This window comes from Rhodanobacter sp. FW104-R8 (assembly GCF_001617365.1).
Classification (GTDB): Bacteria; Pseudomonadota; Gammaproteobacteria; order Xanthomonadales; family Rhodanobacteraceae; genus Rhodanobacter.
Genome location: NZ_LVJR01000029.1, coordinates 95009 through 119539, shown reverse-complemented (window position 1 = coordinate 119539; position 24531 = coordinate 95009). Strand labels below are relative to the sequence as shown.

At 69.4% G+C, this 24531-nt stretch carries 30 protein-coding genes; 18 read left to right on the top strand and 12 right to left on the bottom strand.

Annotated features, from left to right (window positions below; genetic code table 11):
* Positions 1 to 12: 12 nt before the first annotated feature.
* Positions 13 to 438, bottom strand: coding sequence for an OsmC family protein (locus tag RHOFW104R8_RS10265; RefSeq protein WP_068090717.1), 426 nt, complete (start codon positions 436 to 438; stop codon positions 13 to 15).
* 145 nt (positions 439 to 583) lie between these two features.
* Here RHOFW104R8_RS10265 and RHOFW104R8_RS10260 point away from each other — a divergent pair, with 145 nt between their 5' ends.
* The 8 genes from RHOFW104R8_RS10260 to RHOFW104R8_RS10225 all read left to right on the top strand — a co-directional run bounded on the left by RHOFW104R8_RS10260 (position 584) and on the right by RHOFW104R8_RS10225 (position 5169).
* Positions 584 to 859 carry a GNAT family N-acetyltransferase gene (locus RHOFW104R8_RS10260; protein WP_068090715.1) on the top strand — a complete coding sequence of 92 codons (276 nt, stop codon included), beginning with the start codon at positions 584 to 586 and terminating at the stop codon, positions 857 to 859.
* A gap of 21 nt (positions 860 to 880) precedes the next feature.
* On the top strand, positions 881 to 1573 hold the full coding sequence (locus RHOFW104R8_RS10255) for a DUF1345 domain-containing protein (RefSeq protein ID WP_068090713.1): 693 nt from the start codon (positions 881 to 883) through the stop codon (positions 1571 to 1573).
* Positions 1574 to 1690: 117 nt separating this feature from the next.
* Positions 1691 to 1963, top strand: coding sequence for a pentapeptide MXKDX repeat protein (locus RHOFW104R8_RS10250; RefSeq protein WP_068090708.1), 273 nt, complete (start codon positions 1691 to 1693; stop codon positions 1961 to 1963).
* Between the two features lie 92 nt (positions 1964 to 2055).
* Positions 2056 to 3138, top strand: coding sequence for a nitronate monooxygenase family protein (locus tag RHOFW104R8_RS10245; protein WP_068090706.1), 1083 nt, complete (start codon positions 2056 to 2058; stop codon positions 3136 to 3138).
* Positions 3139 to 3245: 107 nt separating this feature from the next.
* Positions 3246 to 3632 carry a ribosome silencing factor gene (rsfS, locus tag RHOFW104R8_RS10240; RefSeq protein WP_082823587.1) on the top strand — a complete coding sequence of 129 codons (387 nt, stop codon included), beginning with the start codon at positions 3246 to 3248 and terminating at the stop codon, positions 3630 to 3632.
* Between the two features lie 14 nt (positions 3633 to 3646).
* Positions 3647 to 4117, top strand: a complete 471-nt coding sequence (rlmH, locus tag RHOFW104R8_RS10235) for a 23S rRNA (pseudouridine(1915)-N(3))-methyltransferase RlmH (protein ID WP_068090702.1) — start codon at positions 3647 to 3649, stop codon at positions 4115 to 4117.
* Positions 4118 to 4138: 21 nt separating this feature from the next.
* Positions 4139 to 4588 (top strand): GNAT family N-acetyltransferase, encoded by a 450-nt coding sequence (locus RHOFW104R8_RS10230; protein ID WP_068090701.1) that lies wholly within the window; start codon positions 4139 to 4141, stop codon positions 4586 to 4588.
* A 5-nt stretch (positions 4589 to 4593) separates the two neighbouring features.
* Complete coding sequence (locus tag RHOFW104R8_RS10225) at positions 4594 to 5169, top strand: nucleoside triphosphate pyrophosphatase (protein ID WP_068090822.1); 576 nt, start codon at positions 4594 to 4596, stop codon at positions 5167 to 5169.
* On the opposite strand, the gene RHOFW104R8_RS10220 is transcribed toward RHOFW104R8_RS10225, so the two are convergent.
* Positions 5153 to 5902, bottom strand: a complete 750-nt coding sequence (locus tag RHOFW104R8_RS10220; protein WP_068090699.1) for a CPBP family intramembrane glutamic endopeptidase — start codon at positions 5900 to 5902, stop codon at positions 5153 to 5155. The genes RHOFW104R8_RS10225 and RHOFW104R8_RS10220 overlap by 17 nt on opposite strands.
* A gap of 133 nt (positions 5903 to 6035) precedes the next feature.
* Here RHOFW104R8_RS10220 and RHOFW104R8_RS10215 point away from each other — a divergent pair, with 133 nt between their 5' ends.
* Positions 6036 to 6812, top strand: coding sequence for a class I SAM-dependent methyltransferase (locus RHOFW104R8_RS10215; protein ID WP_068090695.1), 777 nt, complete (start codon positions 6036 to 6038; stop codon positions 6810 to 6812).
* Between the two features lie 3 nt (positions 6813 to 6815).
* On the opposite strand, the gene RHOFW104R8_RS10210 is transcribed toward RHOFW104R8_RS10215, so the two are convergent.
* The gene (locus tag RHOFW104R8_RS10210; RefSeq protein ID WP_068090693.1) at positions 6816 to 7208 is read right to left on the bottom strand and encodes an MAPEG family protein; all 393 of its coding nucleotides are present in this window, start codon (positions 7206 to 7208) and stop codon (positions 6816 to 6818) included.
* Between the two features lie 122 nt (positions 7209 to 7330).
* On the opposite strand from RHOFW104R8_RS10210, the gene RHOFW104R8_RS10205 reads away from it, so the two are divergent.
* A complete protein-coding gene (locus RHOFW104R8_RS10205; RefSeq protein WP_068090692.1) occupies positions 7331 to 8191 on the top strand; it encodes a neutral zinc metallopeptidase in 861 nt (286 codons plus the stop codon).
* A 167-nt stretch (positions 8192 to 8358) separates the two neighbouring features.
* Positions 8359 to 8745 carry a YkgJ family cysteine cluster protein gene (locus RHOFW104R8_RS10200; RefSeq protein WP_068090820.1) on the top strand — a complete coding sequence of 129 codons (387 nt, stop codon included), beginning with the start codon at positions 8359 to 8361 and terminating at the stop codon, positions 8743 to 8745.
* Between the two features lie 18 nt (positions 8746 to 8763).
* Here RHOFW104R8_RS10200 and RHOFW104R8_RS10195 read toward each other — a convergent pair whose 3' ends face one another.
* Together RHOFW104R8_RS10195 and RHOFW104R8_RS10190 are read right to left on the bottom strand one after the other, a co-directional pair.
* Positions 8764 to 9546, bottom strand: a complete 783-nt coding sequence (locus RHOFW104R8_RS10195) for a dioxygenase (RefSeq protein WP_068090691.1) — start codon at positions 9544 to 9546, stop codon at positions 8764 to 8766.
* A gap of 260 nt (positions 9547 to 9806) precedes the next feature.
* Entirely contained in the window at positions 9807 to 11648 is a 1842-nt protein-coding gene (locus tag RHOFW104R8_RS10190) for a DEAD/DEAH box helicase (RefSeq protein ID WP_068090689.1), read from the bottom strand.
* Positions 11649 to 11763: 115 nt separating this feature from the next.
* Between RHOFW104R8_RS10190 and RHOFW104R8_RS10185 the strand changes: the two genes are divergently transcribed.
* Positions 11764 to 12513 (top strand): SDR family NAD(P)-dependent oxidoreductase, encoded by a 750-nt coding sequence (locus RHOFW104R8_RS10185; RefSeq protein ID WP_068090687.1) that lies wholly within the window; start codon positions 11764 to 11766, stop codon positions 12511 to 12513.
* A gap of 72 nt (positions 12514 to 12585) precedes the next feature.
* On the top strand, positions 12586 to 13434 hold the full coding sequence (gene fghA / locus RHOFW104R8_RS10180) for an S-formylglutathione hydrolase (RefSeq protein ID WP_068090818.1): 849 nt from the start codon (positions 12586 to 12588) through the stop codon (positions 13432 to 13434).
* Between the two features lie 120 nt (positions 13435 to 13554).
* Here fghA and RHOFW104R8_RS10175 read toward each other — a convergent pair whose 3' ends face one another.
* Positions 13555 to 14883 carry a DEAD/DEAH box helicase gene (locus RHOFW104R8_RS10175; RefSeq protein ID WP_068090686.1) on the bottom strand — a complete coding sequence of 443 codons (1329 nt, stop codon included), beginning with the start codon at positions 14881 to 14883 and terminating at the stop codon, positions 13555 to 13557.
* 325 nt (positions 14884 to 15208) lie between these two features.
* On the opposite strand from RHOFW104R8_RS10175, the gene RHOFW104R8_RS10170 reads away from it, so the two are divergent.
* The gene (locus RHOFW104R8_RS10170) at positions 15209 to 16441 is read left to right on the top strand and encodes an MFS transporter (RefSeq protein WP_068090685.1); all 1233 of its coding nucleotides are present in this window, start codon (positions 15209 to 15211) and stop codon (positions 16439 to 16441) included.
* A 9-nt stretch (positions 16442 to 16450) separates the two neighbouring features.
* Here RHOFW104R8_RS10170 and RHOFW104R8_RS10165 read toward each other — a convergent pair whose 3' ends face one another.
* Both RHOFW104R8_RS10165 and RHOFW104R8_RS17370 read right to left on the bottom strand, forming a co-directional pair.
* A complete protein-coding gene (locus tag RHOFW104R8_RS10165) occupies positions 16451 to 17128 on the bottom strand; it encodes a bifunctional 2-polyprenyl-6-hydroxyphenol methylase/3-demethylubiquinol 3-O-methyltransferase UbiG (protein ID WP_068090684.1) in 678 nt (225 codons plus the stop codon).
* A 210-nt stretch (positions 17129 to 17338) separates the two neighbouring features.
* Positions 17339 to 17593, bottom strand: a complete 255-nt coding sequence (locus tag RHOFW104R8_RS17370) for a hypothetical protein (RefSeq protein ID WP_153021634.1) — start codon at positions 17591 to 17593, stop codon at positions 17339 to 17341.
* Positions 17594 to 17831: 238 nt separating this feature from the next.
* Between RHOFW104R8_RS17370 and RHOFW104R8_RS10160 the strand changes: the two genes are divergently transcribed.
* A complete protein-coding gene (locus tag RHOFW104R8_RS10160) occupies positions 17832 to 18317 on the top strand; it encodes a peptidylprolyl isomerase (protein ID WP_068090683.1) in 486 nt (161 codons plus the stop codon).
* 149 nt (positions 18318 to 18466) lie between these two features.
* Here RHOFW104R8_RS10160 and RHOFW104R8_RS10155 read toward each other — a convergent pair whose 3' ends face one another.
* Both RHOFW104R8_RS10155 and RHOFW104R8_RS10150 read right to left on the bottom strand, forming a co-directional pair.
* Entirely contained in the window at positions 18467 to 18997 is a 531-nt protein-coding gene (locus tag RHOFW104R8_RS10155; protein ID WP_082823595.1) for a C40 family peptidase, read from the bottom strand.
* Positions 18998 to 19262: 265 nt separating this feature from the next.
* On the bottom strand, positions 19263 to 20609 hold the full coding sequence (locus tag RHOFW104R8_RS10150; RefSeq protein ID WP_068090679.1) for a hypothetical protein: 1347 nt from the start codon (positions 20607 to 20609) through the stop codon (positions 19263 to 19265).
* 199 nt (positions 20610 to 20808) lie between these two features.
* On the opposite strand from RHOFW104R8_RS10150, the gene RHOFW104R8_RS10145 reads away from it, so the two are divergent.
* From RHOFW104R8_RS10145 to RHOFW104R8_RS16965, 3 genes are all read left to right on the top strand, one after another.
* Complete coding sequence (locus tag RHOFW104R8_RS10145) at positions 20809 to 22068, top strand: FAD-binding oxidoreductase (RefSeq protein ID WP_068090817.1); 1260 nt, start codon at positions 20809 to 20811, stop codon at positions 22066 to 22068.
* Positions 22069 to 22137: 69 nt separating this feature from the next.
* Positions 22138 to 22926: an N-formylglutamate deformylase gene (gene hutG, locus RHOFW104R8_RS10140; RefSeq protein WP_068090675.1), complete on the top strand. Its 789-nt coding sequence runs from the start codon at positions 22138 to 22140 to the stop codon at positions 22924 to 22926.
* A gap of 179 nt (positions 22927 to 23105) precedes the next feature.
* A complete protein-coding gene (locus tag RHOFW104R8_RS16965; protein WP_201029459.1) occupies positions 23106 to 23372 on the top strand; it encodes a hypothetical protein in 267 nt (88 codons plus the stop codon).
* Between the two features lie 54 nt (positions 23373 to 23426).
* Here RHOFW104R8_RS16965 and RHOFW104R8_RS10135 read toward each other — a convergent pair whose 3' ends face one another.
* Together RHOFW104R8_RS10135 and can are read right to left on the bottom strand one after the other, a co-directional pair.
* The gene (locus RHOFW104R8_RS10135; RefSeq protein WP_068090673.1) at positions 23427 to 23864 is read right to left on the bottom strand and encodes a RidA family protein; all 438 of its coding nucleotides are present in this window, start codon (positions 23862 to 23864) and stop codon (positions 23427 to 23429) included.
* Positions 23861 to 24526 carry a carbonate dehydratase gene (can, locus tag RHOFW104R8_RS10130; protein ID WP_068090670.1) on the bottom strand — a complete coding sequence of 222 codons (666 nt, stop codon included), beginning with the start codon at positions 24524 to 24526 and terminating at the stop codon, positions 23861 to 23863. Before can ends, RHOFW104R8_RS10135 begins: the two co-directional genes overlap by 4 nt.
* Positions 24527 to 24531: the final 5 nt, after the last annotated feature.

Genomic DNA, 24531 nt, shown 5'->3' with positions numbered 1-24531 from the left:
TCGCCGCGCGGGTCAGCCTTCCAGCCGCGCGTCCAGCGTGATCGTGGCCTTCAGCACCTTGGACACCGGGCAGGCCAGCTTGGTCGCCTGCGCGATGCGGTCGAACGTGGCCGCGTCGATGCGCGGCACGCTGGCCCGGCAGGTCAGTTCCACCGCGGTGATGCTGAAGCCGTCGCCGTCCTTGAGCAGGGTCACCACCGCCTCGGTGTCGATGCTGGCGGGAGTGAAGCCGGCGCTGCCCAGCCCCAGCGACAGCGCCATCGAGTAGCAGCCGGCGTGCGCCGCGGCGATCAACTCCTCCGGATTGGTGCCCGGGCCGTCCGCGAAGCGCGACTTGAAACCGTAAGGCGCCTCGCGCAGCACGCCGGACTGGGACGACATCGTGCCCTGGCCTTCGGTGATGCTGCCGGACCAGTGGGCGGATGCGGATTTCTTCATGGGATTCTCCTGCGCGGTGGTGGACAGGCGCCCAGCATGCCGGGAGGTCCATGCAGCTTGCGCGAACGAACCGGCACCGCGGCTTCACGCGCAATCGCCCGTCCGGGCCGTATGCTTGTCCATTGCCTTTCGATCCGGAGCCCGCATGCCCTTTGCCATCCAGCACGACCGCAACGCCCGCCGTTTCCACACCGAGGTGGATGGCGTGCCCTGCGTACTCGACTACACGCTGGCGTCCGGCGTGATGACGATCGTCCATACCGGCGTGCCGCCCGAAGTGGGCGGCCGCGGCATCGCCTCGGCCCTGGTGGAGGCGGCGTTGACGGCGGCCCGCGCCGAGGGCTGGAAGGTGGTGCCGGCCTGTTCGTACGTGGCGGCGTGGATGCCGCGGCACCCGGAATATCACGACCTGCTCGGCTGAGCCCCTGACGTGGAGATACGCATGGACAAATCCTCGGCTGGGGCGACGCCGGGCACCGCGAAGCCGCGTGGTTGGCGGCCGTGGCGTTTCGTGAAGGGCCGGCCATGGATGATCGCGGCGCTGGCCATCCTTGTCGCCAGCATCGTGGTGTTGTCGGGCTTCGGCATGCGCCCGACCACGGCGTTGCTGCTCGGCTTCGACCTGGCTGCGGTGGTCTACCTGGGCAGCCTGGCGCGCCTGTTCAACCGGGCCACGCCGGACCACATGCGCAGCCGGGCGCAGATGCTGGATATCGGGCGCTGGGGCGTGCTGTGGGGCGGCGTGCTGTTGTCCGCAGTGGTGTTGGCCTCACTGGGCAACGAGCTGCACGCGGCCAGGGGCGGCGGCATGCTGGCGCTGGCGGTCGGCGTGCTCAGCGTGGTCTTGAGCTGGCTGTTCCTCAACATGATGTTCGCGCTGCACTACGCGCACGGCTACTACGGCGATCTCGGCGGCAAGCATGCCGGCCTGGAATTTCCCGATACGCCCCGGCCCGACTACTGGGATTTCGCCTACTTCTCGATCGTGATCGGCATGACCTTCCAGGTCTCCGACGTGCAGATCACCAGCAAGTACCTGCGCCGCGTGGTGCTGCTGCACAGCGTGATCTCGTTCTTCTTCAACGTGTTCATCATCGCGATCACGGTGAACATCGTGGCCGGGCAGGGCGGCTGAGGTACCGTGAATTTTTCACAGGCTCCGAGCCGCGCCGGGTAACCGCCGGCCGGCGGGCGGCGAAGGAAGCGAGGGGCGGCGTGGCCGTTTCCCTTTCCTTCTCTCGAGGATCTTCCGATGAACGCACGACTTGCCACCCTGCTCGCCGCCGCCATGGTTTGCGGCCTCGCCACTGCATCCGCGTTCGCGCAGGACACCATGGCTGCCAGCTCCAGCACGGCGATGGCGCACGACGCCATGCGGCAAACGCCCATGGAGCACGACGGCATGAAGCACGATGCCATGAAGCATGAGGCGATGAAGAAGGACGCCGTGAAACATGACGCCATGAAACACGGTGCGGTGAAGGGCGATGCCATGAAAGGCGAGGCGATGAAGTCCGGCGGCTGAATGACCGCCGCCGGCGGGCGGAGCTGCCGGCGGCTTCTGCCGCGCTCGGCGGTGGCGGATACTTGGCCCATTTCCGCCGCAGGTCGCCACGCATGGACACCTCGTTCGCCAGCCGGCTCGGCATCGAGCATCCACTGATCCAGGCACCGATGTCCGGTTCGACGCCGCCGGCGCTGGTGGCCGCCGTGTCGAACGCCGGTGCCCTGGGTTCGCTCGGCGCCGGCTACCTGGAGCCGGCGGCGATCCTCGAGCAGGCGGCGCAGATCCGTGCGCTCGGCGACCGGCCGTACGCGATCGGCCTGTTCGTGCTGCCGGACGAATTCGAGGCCGACATGGCGGCAGTGGCGAAGGCGCGCGAGCAGCTCGATGCGTTGATGGCGCGCGAAGGCCTCGACGTGCGCACCAGCCTGCCGCCGCGCTGGGCGCCGCGTTTCTCCGAGCAATTCGCCGCGCTGTGCGAGGCGCGCCCGGCGGTGGCGATGTTCGCGTTCGGGGTGATCGCGCCGGCGCAGCTGCGTGAGCTGCACCGGCGCGGCATCTACGTGATCGGCACCGCCACCACGGTGGCCGAGGCGTGCGCCTGGGCCGACGCCGGCGCCGACGCGGTGTCCATGCAGGGTGCCGAGGCCGGCGGCCATCGCGGCACCTTCCTGCACGAGGCCGAGGACGCGATGATCGGCCTGTTCGCCTTGCTGCCGCTGACCGTGCAGGCGATGGCCGGGTACGCAAGAGAGGTGCCGGTGATCGCCGCCGGCGGCATCATGGACGGCCGCGGCATGCTGGCGGCGGAGGCGCTCGGCGCGGCGGCCAGCCAGCTCGGCACCGCCTTCCTCGGCTGTCCGGAGTGCTCGGCCGCCGAGGCGTGGAAGCGGGACTTGCCGCGGGCCGGGGAACACCAGGTCACCACCATCCGCGGCTTCTCCGGGCGCGCCGCGCGCGGCCTGCGCAACCGCTTCGTCGAGGCGATGCCGCAGGCGGCCGCGGGCCTGCCGTATCCGGTGCTGAACGCGCTCACCGCGCCGCTGCGGCGTGCTGCCGCCGAGGCCGGCCGGGGCGACCTGCTGTCCGAATGGTGCGGCCAGGCCGCCGGCCTGGTGCGCCCGCAGCCGGCCGCCGAACTGGTGGCGCGGCTGATGCACGAATACCGCCTGGCCAGGCGCTCGCTGGCGCACTGAGCGGCCGCGCCTCGGGCCGGCTGGTACCTTGACGTGCCGTTGCGGCGGGGCGGTTATACTGCGCCCGCGCCATATTGCGCTGCGATCCCGCATCGAGGCCCATCCTCTTGAGCACAGCCCGTAGCAACAAGGCCGTCACCACGGCCACCCTGCGCAAGTCGGTCATCGACGCGCTCGAAGAACTGAAGGCCAAGGACGTGCGCGAGATCGACGTCCGTGGCAAGACTTCCATCGCCGACCTGCTGGTCATCGCCTCCGGCACTTCGGCGCGCCACGTCAAATCCATCGCCGACGAAGTGGGCAAGTTCGCCAAGAAGGCGGGCGTGATGCCGCTGGGCGTGGAAGGCGAGACGGAAGGCGAATGGGTGCTGGTCGACCTGGGCGACGTGATCGTCCACGTGATGCTGCCGCGCATCCGCGAGTTCTATGGTCTGGAGCGGCTGTGGACGGTGGGTGACCACGGGCACGAAATCGACGCTGCACAAGCCGGCTGAGCCGAACCCCCGGCATGCGCGCGCGCCTGATCGCGGTCGGTGAACGCATGCCCGGCTGGGTGGCGGAAGGCTTTGCCGAATACCGCAAGCGGCTGTCGCACGAATTGCCGCTGGAACTGGTCGAGCTGAAGCCCGGCAACCGCGGCAAGGGCCGCGACGATGCGCGGGCGATCCAGGACGAGGGCGCCGCGATCCTCGCGGCGCTGCCGCACGACATCCACGTCGTCGCGCTCGATGGTCGCGGCAGAACCTGGTCCAGCGAAGAGCTGGCCGAACAGCTGGCTAGGTGGCGCATGGCCGGGCGCGACCTGGCCTTCCTGATCGGCGGGCCGGACGGCCACGCGCCCGAGGTGCTGGCGCGCGCCGACCAGCGCTGGTCGCTGGGCCCGCTGACCCTGCCGCACATGCTGGTGCGGCTGGTGCTGGCCGAGCAGTTGTATCGCGCCACCACGATCGTGGCCGGCCACCCTTACCATCGTGCCTGAATTCCACGGAACCCAGCCGCCATGTCCTTCCATATCCGGCAAGCCACGATCCTCGACCTCGACACGCTGGCGCCGCTGTTCGACGGCTACCGCCAGTTCTACGGCCAGCCGGCGGACCCGGCGCGGGCGCGCGATTTCCTGGCGGAGCGCTTCCGCCACCACGAGTCGCTGGTCCTGCTGGCGCTGGACGAGCACGGCGCGGGGCTCGGCTTCACCCAGCTGTACCCGCTGTTCTCCTCGGTGCGCACCGTGCGCACCTGGCTGCTCAACGATTTGTTCGTGGCCGCGACAGCACGACGGCAAGGCGTGGCGTCTGCGCTGCTGAAGGCGGCGGCGGAGCATGCACATGCCTTGGGTGCGGCCAGCCTGTCGCTGTCCACCGCGCTGGACAACGCGCCGGCGCAGGCGCTGTACGAATCGCTGGGTTGGCAGCGCGACCGCCAGTTCTGCGAATACAGCCTGACGCTGTGACGCCGGTGCTTCATCTCGCCTCGCAATCGCCGCGCCGGCGCCAGTTGCTGGAACAGCTCGGCATGGACTTCGCCGTGCTCGACGTCGACGTGCCCGAGCAGCGTGGGCCAGGCGAATCGCCGCGGGACTACGTGAGCCGGGTGGCGCGCGACAAGGCGAAAGCCGGCCTGGCCGCATTGGCGCACGTGGACGGCGCGCTGGTGCTCGGTGCGGACACCGAGGTGGTGCTGGACGACGAGGTGTTCGGCAAGCCGCGCGATGGCGCCGATGCGGCCGCGATGCTGCGTCGGCTGTCGGGCCGCACGCATGCGGTGATCTCGGCGGTGTGGCTGGTCGGCGCCAGCGGCGAGCAGTGCGAGGTCTGCGTGTCGCAGGTGCGCTTCGCCACCCTGGACGAGCCGGCCATCGCCGCCTATGTCGCCACCGGCGAGCCGTTCGGCAAGGCCGGCGCGTATGCGATCCAGGGCCGCGGCGCGGCGATGGTCGAACACCTCGACGGCAGCTATTCGGGAGTGATGGGGTTGCCGCTGTTCGAGACCGCGCGGCTGCTGCGCCGTGGCGGGATCAGCCTGGCGGATTGATCGCCACGAACCAGGCGCCGGCGGCCAGCAGGTTGTTGACGCCATGCGCCAGCACCGCCGGCCAGATCGAGCCCGAACGCAGCCGCAACCCGGCCAGCAGGAGCGCCAGCAGAAGCAGGTTCGGCAGCGCGTACCACTGGTATGCCAGCCCCGGCAGGTGGACCAGCGCGAACAGCAGCGAGCTGCCGGCCACTGCCCAGCCGACCGGCCAGCGCCGCATCAGGGCCGACAGCAGCACGCCGCGGAACAGCAGCTCCTCCACCAGCGGCCCCACGCATACCACCACCAGCACCAGCGGGATGCGCAAGCCGAGCGGGGTGGCGCCGCCGAGCTGCTGGATGTCCTGGGTCGCCCGGTGGCCGTGCGCCAGCCATTCCGTGACGAATCCGCCCAGGATCGGCGCCGCCAGCCCGGTGGCCAACGCCGCCACGAAGTACAGTCGCCGGCGCGGCGCGGTGAAACCGAAGCCCGGCGGCCCGGCTTGCGACCACAGCGGCGTCCAGCGGCGATGCACCAGCCACAGCGTCAGCGGCACGGCGACGCCCAGCGTGAGCATGGCCAGCACCGCCTGCTGCCCTGCGGCGGCGTGCGTCCCGACCAGCAGCGGCCCGAGCGCCAGCGCGAACAGGTTGCCGACGACGAACTGCAGCGCGAAGTAGCCGGCGATCGCCAGCGTGGCAGCCCACAGGCCGGGAGCGGGCAGGGGCGAGAGGTCGGTGCGGAAGGCTGGCATGCGGAGTACCAAGCTAGTGCCTCCCCGGTTGCGGGCGCAATCGGGCCTTCGTCAGGGGTACCGGTGCCGCTTGCGGCGCCGGGCCATCCCGGTAACATCCGGTGGCACGGATGCCCACAGGGGAGAGACGTCGATGGCTACCGACTTCGGCAGGACCGCCGGCGACTACACACGCCATCGCGCCGGCTTCCCGGAAGCCTTCTTCGAGCGCCTGCTCGCCGACGGCAGCGTGCGCAAGGGCGATGCGGTGCTGGATCTGGGCACCGGCACCGGCAGCGTCGCCCGCGGGCTGGCCCTGCGTGGCTGCGAGGTCACCGGGCTGGACCACTCCGCGCCGCTGCTGGCGCAGGCCGCCGAGCTGGATCGCGCCGCCGGCGTCGTGGTGAAGCAGGTGCGTGCGCGGGTCGAGAACGCCGACTTCGCGCCGGCCTCGTTCGACGTGATCACCGCCGGCCAGTGCTGGCACTGGTTCGATCGTCCGCGTAGCGCGGCACTGGCGCGTACGTGGCTGCGGCCGGGCGGGCGGCTGCTGATCGCGCATTTCGACTGGGTGCCGCTGAACGGCAACCTGGTGCAGGACACCGAACGGCTGATCCTCGCCTGCAACCCCGGGTGGACGATGCACAGCGGCAGTGGCCTGTACCCGGCCTGGCTGAAGGACGTGGCCGAGGCCGGCTTCACCGACCTGCGCACCTGGTCGTTCGACCTGGACGTGTCGTACAGCCACGCCGACTGGCGCGGCCGCATCCGCGCCAGCGCCGGCATTGGCGCCACGCTGGACGAGACGAGGGCGCAGCGCTTCGATGCCGAACTGGCTGACCTGCTGGCCGCCCACCACGCCGCCGAGCCGATGGCGGTGCCGCACCGCGTGTGGACGCTGGCGGCGATCGCGCCCGGCCTGCTGGGCTGACATTCAGCCGGCGAGCATCGCCCGGCCCACGCCGAGGCAGGCCATGACCAGCAGCGCAGCCCAGCCGAGCATGCCGACCAGGTAGCCGGGGCCACGCCTGGCGGGATCCTTCAGGTAGGCCAGCGCGTACCACACGCGGCCGACGATCCAGACCAGACCGGCCACGCCGGCCCAGCCGCTGAAGCCGTAGTTCGCCGCCAGCCACAGCGTGGGCAGGAACATTACCGTGCTCTCCAGCGTGTTCATTTGCACCCGGTAGGCGCGTTCGAACGCCGGATGGCCGCTGGTGGCCGGTGCCTTGATGCCGTGCTTGCCGCGGGCATGGCCGACGGCCCACATGACGCCGAACTGAAGCAGCACGGCGAACAGGGTGACCAGGGCGGGCAGGTGGGTCATGCGGGAATCCTCGTGGGTGGATGCCTACTTTAACCGCGGCCAGCGCATGGCGCCGCCGTGGCCGACGCGTTATCGTCGCCACGCGGCAGGGGGCGCGCGCACCAGTCAACGAGGGGTTCCTGATGGATTGGCAAAAAGGCGGCAGCAGCAACAACGTCGAGATCGACAGCGGTGACGGCGGCGGCCCGCGTTTCGGCGGTGGCGGCCGCATGGGCCTGGGCGGATTGGTCATACTGGCGCTGCTGGGCTGGATCTTCTTCAAGAACCCGCTGGCGCTGCTGGACCAGGGCGGTACCCAGCCGGGCGCCCCCACGCAGACCGGGCAGCCCATCCAGGTCGATCCCCAGCAGCAGGCCTTCGTCAGCGCGGTCCTGCATTCGACCGAACAGGCCTGGGGCGAGATCTTCCAGGCGCACGGGGCGACCTATGTGGAGCCCAAGCTGCACCTGTTCGGCGGCGGCGTGAACACGGCCTGCGGCGGCGCCACCACGGCAGTGGGCCCGTTCTACTGCCCGGGCGACCAGAAGGTGTACCTGGACCTGGCGTTCTTCCAGCAGTTGCAGGACGAGCTGCACTCCTCCGGCGATTTCGCCCGCGCCTACGTGATCGCCCACGAGGTCGGCCATCACGTGCAGAAGCTGACCGGCGTGTTCGACAAGGTCGACGAGGCGCGCCGCCGCGGCGCGCCGATGGACGGTGCCGATGGCCTGTCGGTGCGGCAGGAACTGCAGGCGGATTGCTATGCCGGCGTGTGGGCCAACCACAGCCAGAAGGACCTGAACTGGCTGCAGCCGGGCGACATCGAATCGGCGCTCAACGCCGCCAGCCACATCGGCGACGACGCCCTGCAGCAACAGGCGCAGGGTCGCGTGCGCCCGGACACGTTCACCCACGGCACCTCGGCGCAGCGGGTGAAGTGGTTCAAGGCCGGCTTCGAGGACGGCGACATCGCCCAGTGCAATACCTTCGCCGGCGAGCCATGAGTAACCAGGCCGGCAGCCGCGCAGCGGTTGCCGGCTTTCGGAATCTCCTTCCCTGTTCGGCAGGGGAGGGCAGGGAGGGGGGAGCGCTTGCTTCCCTGCTGCGCACCGGACGCCCGCTGCTCTAGAATTCGCCTCCTGCGCGCCTCGGGGCGCTCTTGATGGGTTCGATGGAACATCCCTGCCTGCGTTGCGGTGCCTGCTGCGCGTTCTTTCGCGTGGCGTTTCACTGGTCGGAAGCGGAAGCCTTTCTCGGTGGCAAGGTGCCGCCGGAGTTGACCGAGAAGCTTGATCCGCACCGCCTGGCGATGCGCGGCACCAACGCCGCGCAGCCGCGTTGCGTGGCCTTGCACGGCACGGTGGGCGAGGCCGCGCACTGCGGCATCTACCCGCAGCGGCCGTCGGTATGCCGCGAGGTGCAGCCGTCGTGGGAGTTCGGCGCGGCCAGCCCGCAGTGCGACAAGGCGCGCCTCGCGCATGGCTTGCCTGTACTGACCCCGGAGGACTGGCTCGACCCGTTCGATGCCGGCGAGCCGCCGCTGCCGCAGAGCGCCTGAGCGGCGCTCCTTCCGGCTTCAATCGAAGCGGTAGATGTCCATCGCCAGGAAGCCCATGTCGATGCCGGCGTCGATCCGCTGCGCACGGGCGTCCGTGCCGGCGGCGCCGAGCGCCACGAACAGCGGCAGCAGGTGTTCGTCCGTGGGGTGCGCGCGTTCGGCGAACGGTGCCTGGCGGCGGTAGTCGAGCAAGGCGTCGATGTCGCCGGCGGCGAGCTTGTGCTCGATCCAGTCGATGAACGGCTTCACGTACGGCGCCTGCCGCTGGTCGCTGTAGCCGGAAGCGAAGTCGTGCAGGTTGTGGGTGATGCTGCCCGAGCCGATCACCAGCACGCCTTCGTCGCGCAATGGCGCCAGCGCCCGGCCCAGTGCGTACTGGTGCGCGGGGCCGAGTTCGGGCTGGATCGAGATCGGCACCACCTGAATGTCGGCTTGCGGATACAGCAGGCGCAGCGGCACCCACGCGCCGTGGTCGAGACCGCGTTCGGAGTCGATGGCCGGCGCCAAGTTGGCCTGGTCCAGCAAGTGGGCGACGCGTTCGGCGAGTTCCGGCGCACCCGGCGCGGGGTAGTGCAGCTGATACAGCGGCGCGGGAAAGCCGCCGAAGTCGTGGATGGTTTCCGGCTGTGTCGCGGCACCCACCTGTGGCCGGCGCGACAGCCAGTGCGCACTGGCCATCACGATCGCCTTGGGACGTGGCAGCGCAGCGGCCAGCTCGGCCAGCCGCTGGCCGGTGAGGCCGGGTTGCAGCGCGGTCATCGGCGAGCCGTGCGAGACGTACAGGCTGGGCAGGGTGCTCATGGGCGACGTTCCGTGGAATTCCATCTCACCATGATGGGGCGGCACCGGCCGTTTGCAGCCATCGCCGCGAGGAACGCAGCGTTGCGTGCGACGAACGCCCGTGGCTTCCTCGCCTGCAAGCGTTGCACGACAACGGGCACAAGCCAATCGAGCCGCGGCTTGATGGCGCGACCTGGACGAGGTCCGACGGTTGGGCCGGGTGGTGGCCCGTTGGCGGCGACCCGGCCGATGCCGTGTCGTCGCTGTCTGTCGCGCTGTCGCTACTTGCGCCGCGGCGGCTTGGCACCGCCGGGCCGCGGCTTGAAGCCGCCGGGTTTCTTGAAACCGCCCGGCTTGTGTGCCGGCGGCGCGCTGGTGCCGGTGTCGCTGCCGTCCCACTCGTGGATGCGCAACTGCTGCTGCACCACCCATACCTTCTTCAGGTGCTCGAACACCTCCTTCGGCATGCCGTCGGGCAGGTCGATCAGGCTGTAATGGTCGCGGATGCTGAGGCGGCCGATGAACTGGCTGTCCAGGCCGGCCTCGTTGGCGATCGCGCCGATGATGTTGCCCGGCTTCACGCCGTGCTCGTGGCCGACCTCGATGCGGTAGGTGCGCTTGCCCTGCTCGGTGGCGTGCGCGCGCACCGGGCGGTGGGCACCCTCGCGCGGCGGCGCATTCTCGTGCGCGTGGGGCTTGTGTTCGCGCGGCGCGCGGCTGGCGCTATCGCGTTCGCGCGGCTTGTGTTCGCGTGTGGCCGCTTCGTGCTTCTCGCGCTTCGGCGGCGGCGCTAGCAGCAGCGGCTGGTCGCCCTGGGCGATGCGCGCCAGCGCGGCGGCGATTTCGACCGCCGGCACGTTGTGCTCCTGCTCGTACTGCTCGATCAGCTGCTGGAACTGGCCCAGGTCGCCCTGCGCCAGCATGTCGCTGATGCGCTGCTTGAACTTGCCGATGCGCACGTCGTTGACCACCTCGACCGATGGCAGCTGCATCTGCTCGATCGGCTGCCGCGTGGCGCGCTCGATCGCGTGCAGCATGCCGCGCTCGCGCGGGCTGACGAACAGGATCGCCTCGCCGCTGCGTCCCGCGCGGCCGGTGCGGCCGATGCGGTGCACGTAGCTCTCCGTGTCGTAGGGGATGTCGTAGTTCAGCACGTGGCTGATCCGCTCCACGTCGAGGCCGCGCGCGGCCACGTCGGTGGCGACCAGGATGTCGAGCTTGCCGTCCTTCAGCTGCTGGATCACCCGCTCGCGCTGCGGCTGGGCGATGTCGCCGTTGATCGCCGCGGCGGCCAGGCCGCGCGCCTGCAGCTTCCCGGCGAGTTCCTCGGTGGCCTGCTTGGTGCGCGCGAAGATGATCATCGCGTCGAACGGCTCGGCCTCGAGGATGCGCGTCATCGCGTCGAGCTTGTGCATGCCGCTGACGAACCAGTAGCGCTGGTGGATGTTCGCCGCGGTGGTGGTGGAGGACTTGATGGTGACCTCGACCGGCTCCTTCAGGTGCCGCTGCGCGATCTTGCGGATCGGCGCGGGCATGGTGGCCGAGAACAGCGCGACCTGGCGCCCGGGCGGGGTCGCCTGCAGCACCTTCTCGACGTCGTCGATGAAACCCATGCGCAGCATCTCGTCGGCTTCGTCGAGCACCAGGTACTTCAGCTCGGACAGATCCAGCGTGCGCTTGTCCAGGTGGTCGATCACGCGGCCCGGCGTGCCGACCACGACGTGCACGCCGCGCTTGAGCGAGTGCAGCTGCGGGCCGTAGCTCTGGCCGCCGTAGATCGGCAGCACCTGCAGGCCGGGCAGGTAGGTGGCGTAGCGCTGGAACGCCTCGGCCACCTGGATCGCCAGCTCGCGCGTGGGCGCCAGCACCAGCGCCTGCGGCTTGCCGGGCTTGAGATCCAGCCGCGAAAGGATCGGCAGCGCAAACGCAGCGGTCTTGCCGGTGCCGGTCTGCGCCTGGCCGAGCACGTCGCGTCCTTCCATCAGCGGCGGGATGGTGGCGGCCTGGATCGGCGAGGGCGACTCGTAGCCCACGTCGGCCAGTGCGCGCAGGACATTCGGATCCAGCCCGAGCGCGGTGAAGCCGGCGGCAGCCGGGGCGGAGTCGGGAGAGGGGGATGACATCGGGGGAACCTCGGGGTGGCACACCGGACGGCGTGCGGGAGAATGGGGGTTATTGTAGCAGTCCGCGGGCACCCGGCCCGCGTCGTAATGCGTTCAAGGCACAGGAGATTCAGGCATGGCGAAGCGTCTGGAGGGGAAGGTCGCGCTGGTGACGGGCGCGTCCTCGGGAATCGGCGAGGCGACCGCGATCGCGCTGGCCGAGGAAGGCGCCCGCGTGGCGGTGACGGCCCGTCGGCGCGACCGCCTGGATAAGCTCGCCGTGCAGCTCGCCGGGCTCGGCGCCGAACCGCTGGTGCTGGAGGCCGACCTGCTCGACGAGACGCAGGCGCAGCGCGTGGTGCGCGAGACCGAGGCGCACTTCGGACGTCTGGACGTCCTCGTCAACAACGCCGGCGTGATGTACCTGGAGCCGGTGGCCGAGGCCGACCTCGGCCGCTGGCGGCAGATGCTGGAGCTCAACGTGCTCAGCCTGATCGCCTCGACCCAGGCGGCGCTGGCGGGCATGACGGCGCGCGGCGACGGCCACGTCGTCAACATCTCCTCCACCGCCGGGCGCATCGCCAACCCCAATGCGGCCGCCTATTCGGCGACCAAGTTCGGCGTCGTGGCGTTCTCCGAGGCGCTGCGGCGCGAGGTGTACCGGCACGGCATCCGCGTCAGCGTGATCGAGCCGGGCGTGGTGCAGACCGAACTGCGCGACCACATCGGCCATGCCGCCACCAGGGATGCGCTCAACGCCTGGGCCGACGGCATGCGCCAGCTGCAATCGCGCGACGTGGCCGAGGCGATCGCGTTCTGCGTGACGCGTCCGCCGCACGTCAATATCAACGAGATCCTGATGCGGCCCACCGACCAGGAGCGCTGAACGTCGCGTTGCGCCGGCGCATCCGGGCGGACGGTTTATGATCGGCATTGGCATTTGCTTGAGCAGGTGGTGATGGACGGCATCGAGATTCTCTCCGAGCAGGCCTGTTTCGGCGGCGTGCAAGGCTTCTATCGGCACGCGTCGACGAGTTGCGTGGGGCCGATGCGCTTCGCCGTGTACCAGCCGCCGCAGGCGGCACGGGGCAGATGCCCGGTGCTGTACTACCTGGCGGGGCTCACCTGCACCGAGGAAACGGCCACGATCAAGGCCGGCGCGCAGCGGCTGGCCGCCGAGCTGGGCCTGGTGCTGGTGATGCCCGACACCAGCCCGCGCGGCACCGGTATCGATGGCGCCACCGGCGACTGGGAGTTCGGCGAGGGTGCGGGTTTCTACGTCGACGCCACCGCGGCGCCGTGGTCGGCGCATTTCCGCATGCACAGCTACGTGGCGGACGAACTGCCCGCGCTGATCGCTGCGCGGTTCCCGGTGGACACGGCGCGCAGCGGCATCTGCGGCCACTCGATGGGCGGGCACGGCGCCCTGACCATCGCGCTGAAGCATCCCGCGCGCTACCGCTCGGTATCGGCGTTCGCGCCGATCGTGGCGCCCAGCCAGGTGCCATGGGGCAGGAAGGCGCTGCCGCGCTATCTCGGCGACGATCCGGCGGCATGGGCCGGCTACGACGCCTGCGAGCTGGTGCGGTTGCAGACTTTCGGCGGCAGCATCCTGATCGACCAGGGCGAGGCCGACCCGTTCCTCGAAGCCCAGCTGAAACCCGAGCTGTTCGACCAGGCCTGCGCCGAGGCGGGGCAGCCGCTGCTGCTGCGCCGGCATGCCGGCTATGACCACAGCTACTGGTTCATCGCCAGCTTCATCGACGACCACCTGCGCCATCACGCGGCAGCATTGGGCCTGTTGTAGGAGCGCATCCTGTGCGCGATAGCTCTTGGCCCTGATCGGCATCAGAGCTATCGCGCGCAGGGTGCGCTCCTGCAGTCGGGGCGCGCAGGTTTTCGGAAGGTCTGGATCAGGCCTTCCGGATCAGGCCTTGGCGGCCGGGCGGCGGTTCGTGCGGCGGCGCTGGTTGCCGGCGGCATGCTCGCCGCGGCCCTGCGGCGCGTAGCCGTTCGGCCGTGCCGCGCCGGCGGTCTTGCCCTGGCGCGGCACACGCGATGGCTGACGCTGGCCGCCACCGCCTTGTTTCGGCCGCGGCGCGCCGGCATCCAGCCGCAGCGGGGCGGACGGCTCGTAGCCGGCTACCGGCGTGATCGCGATGTCCTGCTTCAGCAGCTTGCGGATGTCGTGCAGCAGGCCGCTTTCGTCATGGCTGACCAGGGACAGCGCGAAACCTTCCATGCCGGCGCGGCCGGTGCGGCCGATCCGGTGCACGTAGTCTTCGGCCACCGACGGCAGGTCGAAGTTGATCACGATCGGCAACTGCTCGATGTCGATGCCGCGGGCGGCGATGTCGGTGGCCACCAGCACGGTGATGCGGCCGGATTTGAAATCGCTCAATGCGCGGGTGCGCGCGTTCTGGCTCTTGTTGCCGTGGATCGCGGCGGCGCGCAGGCCGGAGGCGTTGAGGAAGGTGACCAGCTTGTCGGCGCCGTGCTTGGTGCGGCTGAACACCAGGGTCTGGCGGCGGCTGTCCTGCGACAGCACGTGCAGCAGCAGGTCGCGCTTGCGCGAAGCGTCTACCGGGTGCACCTGGTGGCTGACCAGGGTGGTGACGGTGTTCGGCGCCGAGACCGAGATCTCGCGCGGGTTGCGCATGAAGTCCAGCGCCAGCGCCTTGATCGCCGGGGCGAAGGTGGCCGAGAACAGCAGGGTTTGGCGCTTCTTCGGCAGCGCGGCGAGGATCCGCTTCAGCGCCGGCAGGAAGCCCATGTCGAGCATGCGGTCGGCTTCGTCCAGCACCAGCGTCTCCACCGCGGACAGGTCCAGCGTGCGCTGCTGCATGTGGTCCATCAACCGGCCCGGAGTGGCGATGACGATGTCGACGCCACGGCGCAGGGCGTTGATCTGCGGGCCCATGCCGACGCCGCCGAAGATGGTGGTGGCGCTGACCTGGATGTGCTTGCCATAGTCGCGCATGTTCTCGTGGATCTGCGCAGCCAGCTCACGGGTGGGAGTGAGGATCAGCGCGCGCGGGCGGCGGGTCATGGTCTGGCCGCTGGTCGAGAGCTTCTGCAGCAGCGGCAGCGCGAACGCGGCGGTCTTGCCGGTGCCGGTCTGGGCGGCGGCGAGCAGGTCGTGGCCCTCCAGCGCCGCGGGGATCGCGGCGGCCTGGATCGGGGTAGGCGTGGTGTAGCCGTAATCGGCAAGCGCACGCAGCAACGCGGGCGCAAGGCCCAGCGAATCGAAGGACATGTAACACTCCTGAGCAACCCGGAGTGTTCATACCGTGTTGCAGACTAAGGGGAAGGGGGCGACGGTGCGTCGCAGCAGCCAAGGTGATGACTGCGCCGGCGAGTATAGCCGATTCGCCGCCGCACCGTACGATGGCGCGGCACCAGGCTGAACGCTGTGCGGATATCGATTCAGTGAGGCAGCCGCACCACGATCTCGCTGGCGTTGGACCGATGCGAATCCGCCGGGTCCGTTGTCGGCATCGGTGGCAGCCTGCGCCGTCGGCTGCACGGTACCATCGTCGCCGGCGCGCTAGCGGCGCGACACCCCGTTCGAGGAGAGGCCGATGTCCCTGCTTGCGCCCTTGCGTGAACTCGATGCCACCCAGCGGCACACGGTGCTGGCCAGTTTCCTGGGCTGGACGCTGGATGCGTTCGACTATTTCCTGCTGACCTTCGTCATCGTCACCGTGGCGAAGGAGTTCGACGTGGGCACCACCAGGATCACCTATGCGCTGTTCCTGACCCTGGCGGCACGGCCGCTGGGCGCGCTGCTGTTCGGGCGGCTGGCCGACCGCTTCGGGCGGCGGCCGATCCTGATGCTCGACGTGGTCCTGTTCTCGCTGTTCGAGCTCGCCACGGCATTCGCCTCGTCGCTCACCGCCTTGCTGGTGCTGCGCTTCCTGTTCGGCGTCGCGATGGGCGGCGAGTGGGGCATCGGCGCCTCGCTGGCGATGGAGTCGATACCGGCGAAGGCCCGCGGCGCGGTGTCGGGCCTGCTGCAGAGCGGCTACCCGTGCGGCTTTTTCCTCGCTGCCCTGGCGAACTGGCTGCTGGTCGACCACATCGGCTGGCGCGGCCTGTTCGTGGTCGGCGCGCTGCCGGCGCTGCTGGTGCTGTACATCCGCCGCAAGGTGCCGGAATCGGCGATATGGAAGGAAGGCGCGCAGGCGGCGAGGCGGCCCGGCCTGCTGGAGGCGATGCGCGGGCACTGGAAGCTGGCGGTCTACCTGATGCTGCTGATGATGGCGTTCAACATGTTCAGCCATGGCTCGCAGGACATGTACCACACCTTCGAGGAGACCAGCCTGCACCTGCCCACCGGCTCCGCCACGGCCTTCGTGCTGGTGGCGCTGCTGAATCTCGGCGCGCTGGCGGGCGGCCTGTATTTCGGCGCGCTGTCGGAGCGGATCGGCCGGCGCCGGGCGATGATGGTCGCCGCCTTGCTGGCGATACCGGTGATTCCGCTGTGGATGTACGGCGGTTCGCTGATCCTGTTGGGGCTGGGCGCGTTCCTGATCCAGGTGATGGTGCAGGGCGCCTGGGGCGTGGTGCCGACCCATCTGAACGAGCTGTCGCCGGAAGCGGTGCGCGGCACCTTGCCGGGGTTTGCCTACCAGATGGGTAACCTGCTGGCGGCGGTCACCGCTACTGCGCAGGCCTGGCTGGCGCAGCGGCATGGCGGCGACCTGGCGTTCGCGATGGCATTGTGGATGGTGCTGGTGGCACTGCTGCTGGCGGTACTGTTGTGGCTGGGGCCGGAGGCCCGCGGCGTGGGCTTCGGCCAACGCAGGGCCTAGTCGACCGGATCATGGCGGGAATCCGCCGTCGGATCCCGTCGGCTGCGCCACGATCAGGTAACTGTTGAACGGAGTGAGCCCGCGCAGCGGCTCGATGCGCACGTCGAGCCCGGCATCCCCGAGGGGTGCGCACACTTCGGCGGCTGTCGGATAGTGCTGGGCGCCGCCGGGAATCCAGCCGGAGCTGGACAGGAAGAACTCCTCGACCCGGGTGGCATGGAAGCGCCAGTTGTCCTCGCGCAGCACGTTGCGGATGACCAGGCGGCCCTGCGCCGCGAGGTGCCGGGTGGCGGCCTGCAGCAGCTCGCGCTGGCGCCCGGCCGGCAGGTAGTGCAGCACGTCGAGCAGCGCGACATGGCCGCGCGTCGTCGGCAGTTCGGTCACGTCGGCGCGATGCAGGCCCATCGTCGCGGCCAGCCCGGCGTGTTGCACGGCACGCCGGCCGGCGGCGATCTTGCGCGGGTCGTGGTCCACTCCGAGGTAGGGCAGGGCATGTCCGTGCGCATGCAGATACTGTCCGAGCAGGCCGATGCCGCAACCGATGTCGAGCAGCGGCAACGCGCTGCCCGCCACGAGCGCGGTGACGGCGGCGTAGACCGGATCGCTGGCCAGCTTGGTCCGGACGTAGCAGCGCTGCAGACGGCCGTCGTACAGGCTGGCGATGCGCTGGCGGGCAAGACGGTTCATCCGGCTCCGGTTTCCTGGCGGTGGCGACTCGCGGATCTCCGCCCGGACGTTTCCCGCGGTGCGCCATGGAAAGATACCGGTCCATCGCGCCATGGCGGTTGCATCACGCGTGCAGTGTCATCGACGCGACCGGCTTTGTCGAACTTGCGCCTGCACCGGAGACGAAGGCCGCCCCGCCGGGCCGGCCCTCGCGGGTTGCTGCCGCTCCGGTTACCGGCAGGTCACGCCGACGGGGTCGAACGCCGCCGCCACATCGGTGTGCGAGTAGCCGTAGTCGCCGGCGGCACTGGCCGCGCCGCAGGCGCCGGAGTTGAACGTCGAGGCTGATGCGGCCGGCCATCGCGGCCGGGGTGATCTAGCCCATGGCCTGGGTTTGCACTCGCGTGGGGTGGCGGCATAGGCGCCGGACCTGGCGATCAGGCCGATGGCGCCCAGCAGCGCAGCGGCAAGTGGTTTATGCGTCATTGGCGTTTTCCTCCCAGGCGGTTGGGTAGACGGCGTCTGCCTCGGCCCCCGGAGTCGTACGCGTCTGCAGTGTCTGGCGATCGCTCGATCCTCGCGGGGGGGCGTGGTGTACCGATCCGCGAAAAACTGCGAGTCGGGGCGGGCGAGTCAATAGTTGTGCCGCAGCAACCTGCGTTGCCGGTACCGGAGGGGCCGCCGGCTGCTAGAATTCACGGTTTGATTCCCGACGAGACAGGCAATGAAGGCTGGCAAGGACAAGGTCATCGCGATCCATTACACGTTGACGGTGGATGGCGAGAAGGTGGAAAGCTCGCACGACCGCGACGAGCAGCTGTGGATACTGCTCGGCCACGGCCAGCTGATTCCCGGGCTGGAGGCGGCGCTGGACGGCCACGAGGCCGGTGAGTCGCTGAGCGTGGACGTGGCGCCGGCCGAGGGTTATGGCGAGCGTCAGGAAGGCCAGATCCAGCGCATGTCGAAGAAATATTTTACGCAGGCCGGCCGCCTCAAGCCGGGCATGACCACCGTGCTGCAGTTGAAGAACGGCGGGCAACGCGCGGTGACCGTGCACAAGGTCGGCATGAGCGCGGTCGACGTCGACCTGAACCACCCAATGGCCGGTAAGACGCTGCATTTCGACGTCGCCATCGGCGAAGTGCGCGAGGCGACCGAGGAAGAGATCCAGCACGGCCACGCCCACGCGCCGGGTGCCGAAGCGCACTGAAGTGCGCTTCACCGAGTAAAACCGACGGCGCCTTCGGGCGCCGTTTCGTTTGCCCCCACCCCCTGCAGGGGAGCGTTGGAGTGGGAGCCGAGGTTCGCTTCATACCCCGCTCGTCGCATCCGGTCGCGCAAAGCGGCCGCAAGCCAGCCTCAATCCAGCACCCGCTTGCCATAGGCGAAATGGCTTCCCCAGTACGGCCCGTCGATGTCGTCCAGCCGCACCGTGCCGCCGCTGTTCGGCGCATGCACGAAGCGGCCCTTGCCGACGTAAACCCCCACGTGGCTGATCGCCCCGCCGATGGCGAAGAACACCAGATCGCCGCTGGCCAGCTGGGTCATCTGGCGCACCTTGCGGCCGTCCATCGCGGCCATGTCGGACGAGGTGCGCGGCAACCTGATGCCGGCGGCGGTGCGGTAGATGTAATCGACCAGGCCGCTGCAGTCGAAGCCGCCGGCGGGCGTGTTGCCGCCCCAGCGGTACGGCGTGCCGACCAGGCCGATCGCGCGGAACAGGATGTCGTTCGCCTCGCCGGCACTGGCGGCGGAAGGCGCGCGTGGCGGCAGGTCGGCGAGTGTCGAATGCGAGGTTCCGGCAGGCTGGCGCCGATGCGGGCTGCCGGCGCAGGCGGACAGCAAGGCGATCACCGTGAGCAGCCACGCCGCGCGCGCGAGCCGTGGCAGCGACTGGGCGAATCGGGCGACGGGCTGCGGGCTCACGGGATAGCCTCGGCGTGGAGTGCGCCGAGGTTATCAATTCAATAATTCACATGCAAATCAATTCGCTTCCGTGTTTTTTGAATTCAACTTGTCAGCTTTGCCTCCGCCGACCCATCCGCAAGCGACGTCAGGTTGAACCGCACCGGCACGCGCATGGCCGGCGTGGATCGAAACCGCTCGGATATTTTGATTGCGGGAGGCACTCCGGAGGCCCGTATCAAGGGCAGCCTCAGCGCTTGCCGACGGTAATGACCTGCCGGGACAAGGTCCGGCCGCGGATATCCCGCGCGCGCAGGCGATAACTGCCCGGGCGCAGATACAGCCGGCTTGTCGCATCGCCCTGCATGAACGCGTAGCGGTCGGCGGCGACGGCCTCGTCGGGCTCGTCGCTGTAATGGGCGTCGACGACGCAGGGGAAGGTCGTCCTGCACAGCGTGGTGCCGATCGCATACGGGATGCGTTCGCCGCGCAGCGTCAGCCAGGCGGGGCGCAGCTTTTCGAGGCGGCGCACCAGCTGGAGCTGGTCGCGGTCGGCGTCGTGCACGGTCGTCAGGGGCTGGATGAAACCGCTCTGGACGCCGCCGGTGTCGGCGGGGGGCAGCAACACGTTGACGTCGTACAGGCCGGGCTGGGCGCTCCAGGGCTGGCCGGTGCTGCGGTTGACCAGCACGATGGGGCCGTCGGGCGGAAAGTCCGTGACCAGTTGCCGGTAGGCGTCCTGCTCCGGGGGGATCTGCTCGCGGAACTGGGTCTGGTCGATCGACAACGGCTCGATGCCACTCAGCCGCTGCAGGTACATGGCCATCGGCTGGGCCTTGCCGAGACGCCCCCTCGCCTTGTCGATGTGCGCGTAGCCGGCATGCACGAAGAGTTTGGCGTGGGGGTCCCTGGCGAATACTTCCCGATAGAGATTGTTCGCCTGGCCGGCCTCGCGGTCCTGCGTCGCGCCGGCGTCCGCATCGTAGGCAACCAGGATGAAGCCCAGCTTGAGCGCGGTCCGCACAATCTCGCCGTAGACGGGTTCGTGCAGGTACATCGTGCCGCTTTCCTCGACCGGATAGCCGCGTTGCGCCAGCCGGTCGTCCTTGCCCGAGAGGGCCTCGACGGCAAAATAGTCGAACCCGAGCGCGCGCAGGCGGGGCAGCAGGGCCAGCGTCAAGAGCCGGGTATGGGCGTCGTGGTGCGCCTCGTTGATCAGGACCAGCCGGTGGTCGGAGGCCAGCCTGGCGATGGCCTCGGCGGCATCGGCGGCCTTCCACTCGCTTGGCGTCGGCAGGGTGGTGTCCGGCTTGACGCGGCTCTTCAGCGGAAAGTCGTGGAGAGCCTCGTTGTAGAGCCCCAGTTCGTTCTCGACCGAGGCGAACATCTGCATCGCCAGTTGCTGGTCGTTGACCGGAAGTTTCGGTATCGCGCCGAACAGGTAGTCGTAGCGGGCCAGATCGTTGGGCTGCTGTTTCAGGCCACGGAACATGTCGACCGCAGCCGGGCTGTAATCCTGTGCCAGCGCGGGGGCTCTCGATGATGCTGCGAGGCACATCGCGATGAAAGCCAGCGGGAAGAGCCTCTGCTTCGGCATGGCCAGGTCTCGGGACGGTTTGCGCCCAGCGTGCTCCCCGGACCCGCCGCGGGGCAAGTACCGGCTCGGCGGCCGCGGCAGCGAGCGGCTGGATCCGGGTGCGCACGGGCGAGGCAGCAGGGAAGGCATGGCGTGGCTCACCAGCCGCGCAAGCGTGCGGAGGCGGGCGGTTCCGGCCCGGCTGGCTACAATGGGTGCCATGAATACTTCGCGCAGCGACGTGTTGATCCTTGGCGGCGGCGTCATCGGCCTGGCGAGCGCGCTGTTCCTGCTGAAGGCGGGTGCCCGCGTGCGGGTACTGGAACAGGGCACGCCCGGCTGCGGCAGTTCGCACGGCAATTGCGGCACGATCACGCCCAGCCATGCGCCGCCGCTGACGATGCCGGGAGTGGTCGGCATGGCGCTGCGTTCGATGCTGAGCGCCGATGCCCCGCTGTATCTCAACCCCCGCTTCGATGGTCCGCGGCTGCGCTGGCTGCTGGGTTTCGCGCGGCACTGCAACTGGCGCGACTTCGCTGCTGCGGCCACGGCGCGGGCGGCGATCCTGCAGCGCTCGCGCCAGCTGCTGGCCGAGCTGGTCCGCGGGGAAGGCCTCGACTGCGAATTCGCCGAGGAGGGCGAGTTGTACGTCTACCGCACCGCGCGAAAACTGGCGGCGGACGAACGCGAGCATGTCGCCGTGCTGGAACGCTGCGGCATCGAGGTGCAGCGCCTGCGCGGCAAGCAGGTCGAGTCGATGGAGCCGGCGCTGAAGCCGGGCGTGGCGGGCGGGCTGTACCATCCCGGCGACGCGCGGTTGCGGCCGGACCGCTACGCGGCCGAGTTGGCGCGGCGGGTGGTCGAGATGGGCGGCGTGATCGAGAGCGGCGCGCGGGTCGAGCGGTTCGATACCGGCCATGGCCGCATCGACACGGTGTACAGCAGCCGCGGCGCATTCCAGGGCGAGCGGGTGGTGCTGGCGTTGGGCGCATGGTCGCCGCTGCTGGCGAAGCAGCTGGGCCTGCGCCTGCCGATGCAGCCTGGCAAAGGATATTCGCTGACCTATACGCGGCCGGCCCGCGCGCCACGGCACGCACTGGTGTTGCGCGAGGCGTCGGTCTGCGTCACCACCTGGCGCAGCGGCTACCGGCTGGGCAGCACGATGGAGTTCTCCGGTTACGCCGAAGGCCTCAATCGCACCCGGCTCGATGCCTTGCGGCGTGGCGCGGCCACCGGCCTGCACGAGCCGGAGGGGCCCGAGCTGCAGGAGGAGTGGTGGGGCTGGCGACCGATGAGCGTGGATGAGATTCCGATCATCGGCCCCAGCACGCGCTGGTCGAATCTGCTGCTGGCCACCGCGCACGGCATGCTCGGCGTCAGCATGTCGGCGGCGACCGGCGAACTGGTTGCGGCGATGCTCGCCGGCGCGCCGGCCGCCATCGATGCGACGCCTTACTCGCCGGCACGCTTCCGCCTGTAGCGGTTTCGCGGCGCTGGCCGGACCGAGGGGGAGTCCAGGTGCCGATTTCCCAGCGGCTACAATGCGCCGATGGATACCTTCACCTTGCGGCGCGGCCGCGTGCCGCTGTTGATCAGCCTGCCGCACGACGGCAGCTTCATTCCCGACGACATCGCCGCACGGATGCATCCGGCGGCGCGCCGCTCGCCCGACACCGACTGGCACGTGGGCCGGTTGTACGAACCGCTGGCGCAGGCGCTGGGCGCCAGCGTGCTGAGGCCGAAGGCCTCGCGCTACGTGATCGATCTGAACCGCCCCGCCGACGGCCACGCGTTGTACCCGGGGCAGCGCGAAACCGGCCTGGCACCGACGATCGGCTTCGACGGCGAGCCGCTGTACCTGGAAGGGAACGAGCCGGATGCAGCGGAAGTTAAACGGCGGATAAACGACTTCTGGCAACCCTATCACCAGGCCATATCGCAAGAACTTGCAAGGCTATGCGCCGAGCATGGCCATGCGGTGCTGTGGGAAGGGCATTCGATCCGCAGTCGGGTGCCGATGCTGTTCGAGGGCCGCCTGCCGGATTTCAACCTGGGCACGGCGGCTGGGGCGAGTTGCGGCGCGGCGCTGCAGGAGCAGCTGCAGGCCTGCCTGGAAGCGCAGTCGCGCTTCAGCGTTGCCGTCAATGGCCGCTTCAAGGGCGGCTATATCACGCGCCACTATGGCCGTCCGTCCGCCGGCGTGCAGGCCGTGCAACTGGAGTTGGCACAGCTCAATTACATGGATGAGGACAGCTTCGCCTACGACGAGGCGAAGGCGCCGGAGGTGCAGGCGTTGATCGGCCAGTTGCTGCGGACCTGTCTGGCCGTTCGCAAGTAATTGCGACAAGGATCGGGCGAAGCGAAAGTCAAGATCCTGCGCGACCGTCGCACAGCGCATCCCGCAACCTGTTCAGTTTCAGTATCCCGTGAGCGTCGCATCGTCGGTCCCGTCGCGCCACCCGAGTTGCCGGGTTCCGGCCGGGTTCGCGATAACTCATTAGTCCGAGGCTCGACATCATGATGCGTAAAGTTCTGTTTGCTTCCCTGCTGGTGGCTGGCGTGGCGCTTTCCGGTTCCGTGTTGGCCCAGGCTGCCGCGGCTCCCGCGCAGCAGGCGGCCCCGGCCTCAACCCCGGCTCCGGCTGCCGCACCGGCTGCCACCGAGGCACCCAAGGCCGATGCACCGAAGGCCATGCATCACAAGAAGTCGCACCACAAGCATCACAGCCACAAGAGCGCCAAGCCCGCAGCCGAAGCTCCGGCCGCGGCGTCGACGGCTGGCTGATTGACCGGCTCGCGGTGAATCGGAACCCTGCCGGCGCAAGCCGGCGGGGTGTCTCTATCTTTGCGGATCGCGTGCCGGGATCAAGGCGACGCACTTCAGCTCGATCGCGATCGGCGTGGGCAGCGTGTCGATGCCCACGGTGGTGCGGCAGGCGTCGACACCGGCGAAATACTCGGCGTAAAGCCGGTTGTAGGCGGCGAAGTCGCGCTTCATGTCGGTGAGAAACACGGTGACGTCGACCAGATCCTCCCAGTGCACCCCGCTGGCTTCCAGCACCGCCCGCACGTTGGCGAACACCTGCCGGCACTGCGCCTCGATGTCGTAGCCGACCAGCCGGCCGCCCGCGTCGTGGACGTTGCCGGGGATCGCGTTGCTGCCCGGCTGGCGCGGGCCGACGCCGGACAGGAAAAGCAGGTTGCCGGCGCGCCGCGCGTGCGGGTAGGCGCCGACCGGCGCGGGGGCGGCATCGGTGCGGATGCTGTCGTCGCTCATGCAGCACCTTCCCAGCGACGGGTCAGCTGGGTTATCGCCTGGTGGTAGGCCTCGGGCAATTGCTCACGGCTGCGCACGTCGAGGCCCAGGTCGTGGATGTGGCCGTCGTCCAGGCCGTAGATCCAGGCGTGCACCGCCAACTGCTGGCCGCGCTCCCACGCTTCGCGCACCACGGTGGTGTGGCACACGTTGAGCGCCTGTTCCAGTGCGTTCAGTTCGCACAGGTGCGCATGGCGCATCGCGAATGACTGCGCCGGATCGAGCTTGTCGGCATGCTTCATGGCGATGTCGGTGATGTGCCGCAGCCAGTTGTCGATCAGGCCCAGCCGGCTTTCCTTCAGCACCGCGCCGACGCCGCCGCAGCCGTAGTGGCCCACCACCAGGATGTGCTTCACCTGCAGCACGTCGACCGCGAACTGGATCGTGCTTAGCGCGTTGAGGTCGGTATGCACCACCACGTTGGCGACGTTGCGATGCACGAAGATCTCGCCCGGCGGCAGGTCGACGATCTGGGTGGCGGGCACGCGGGAGTCCGAGCAGCCGATCCACAAGTAGCGTGGCGCCTGCTGCTGCGAGAGCTGCTCGAAAAAGGTCGGATCCTGCGCGGTGACCTGAGCGGCCCAGCGGCGGTTGTTGGCGAGCAGGTCTTTCAGTGAGTTCATCGGGA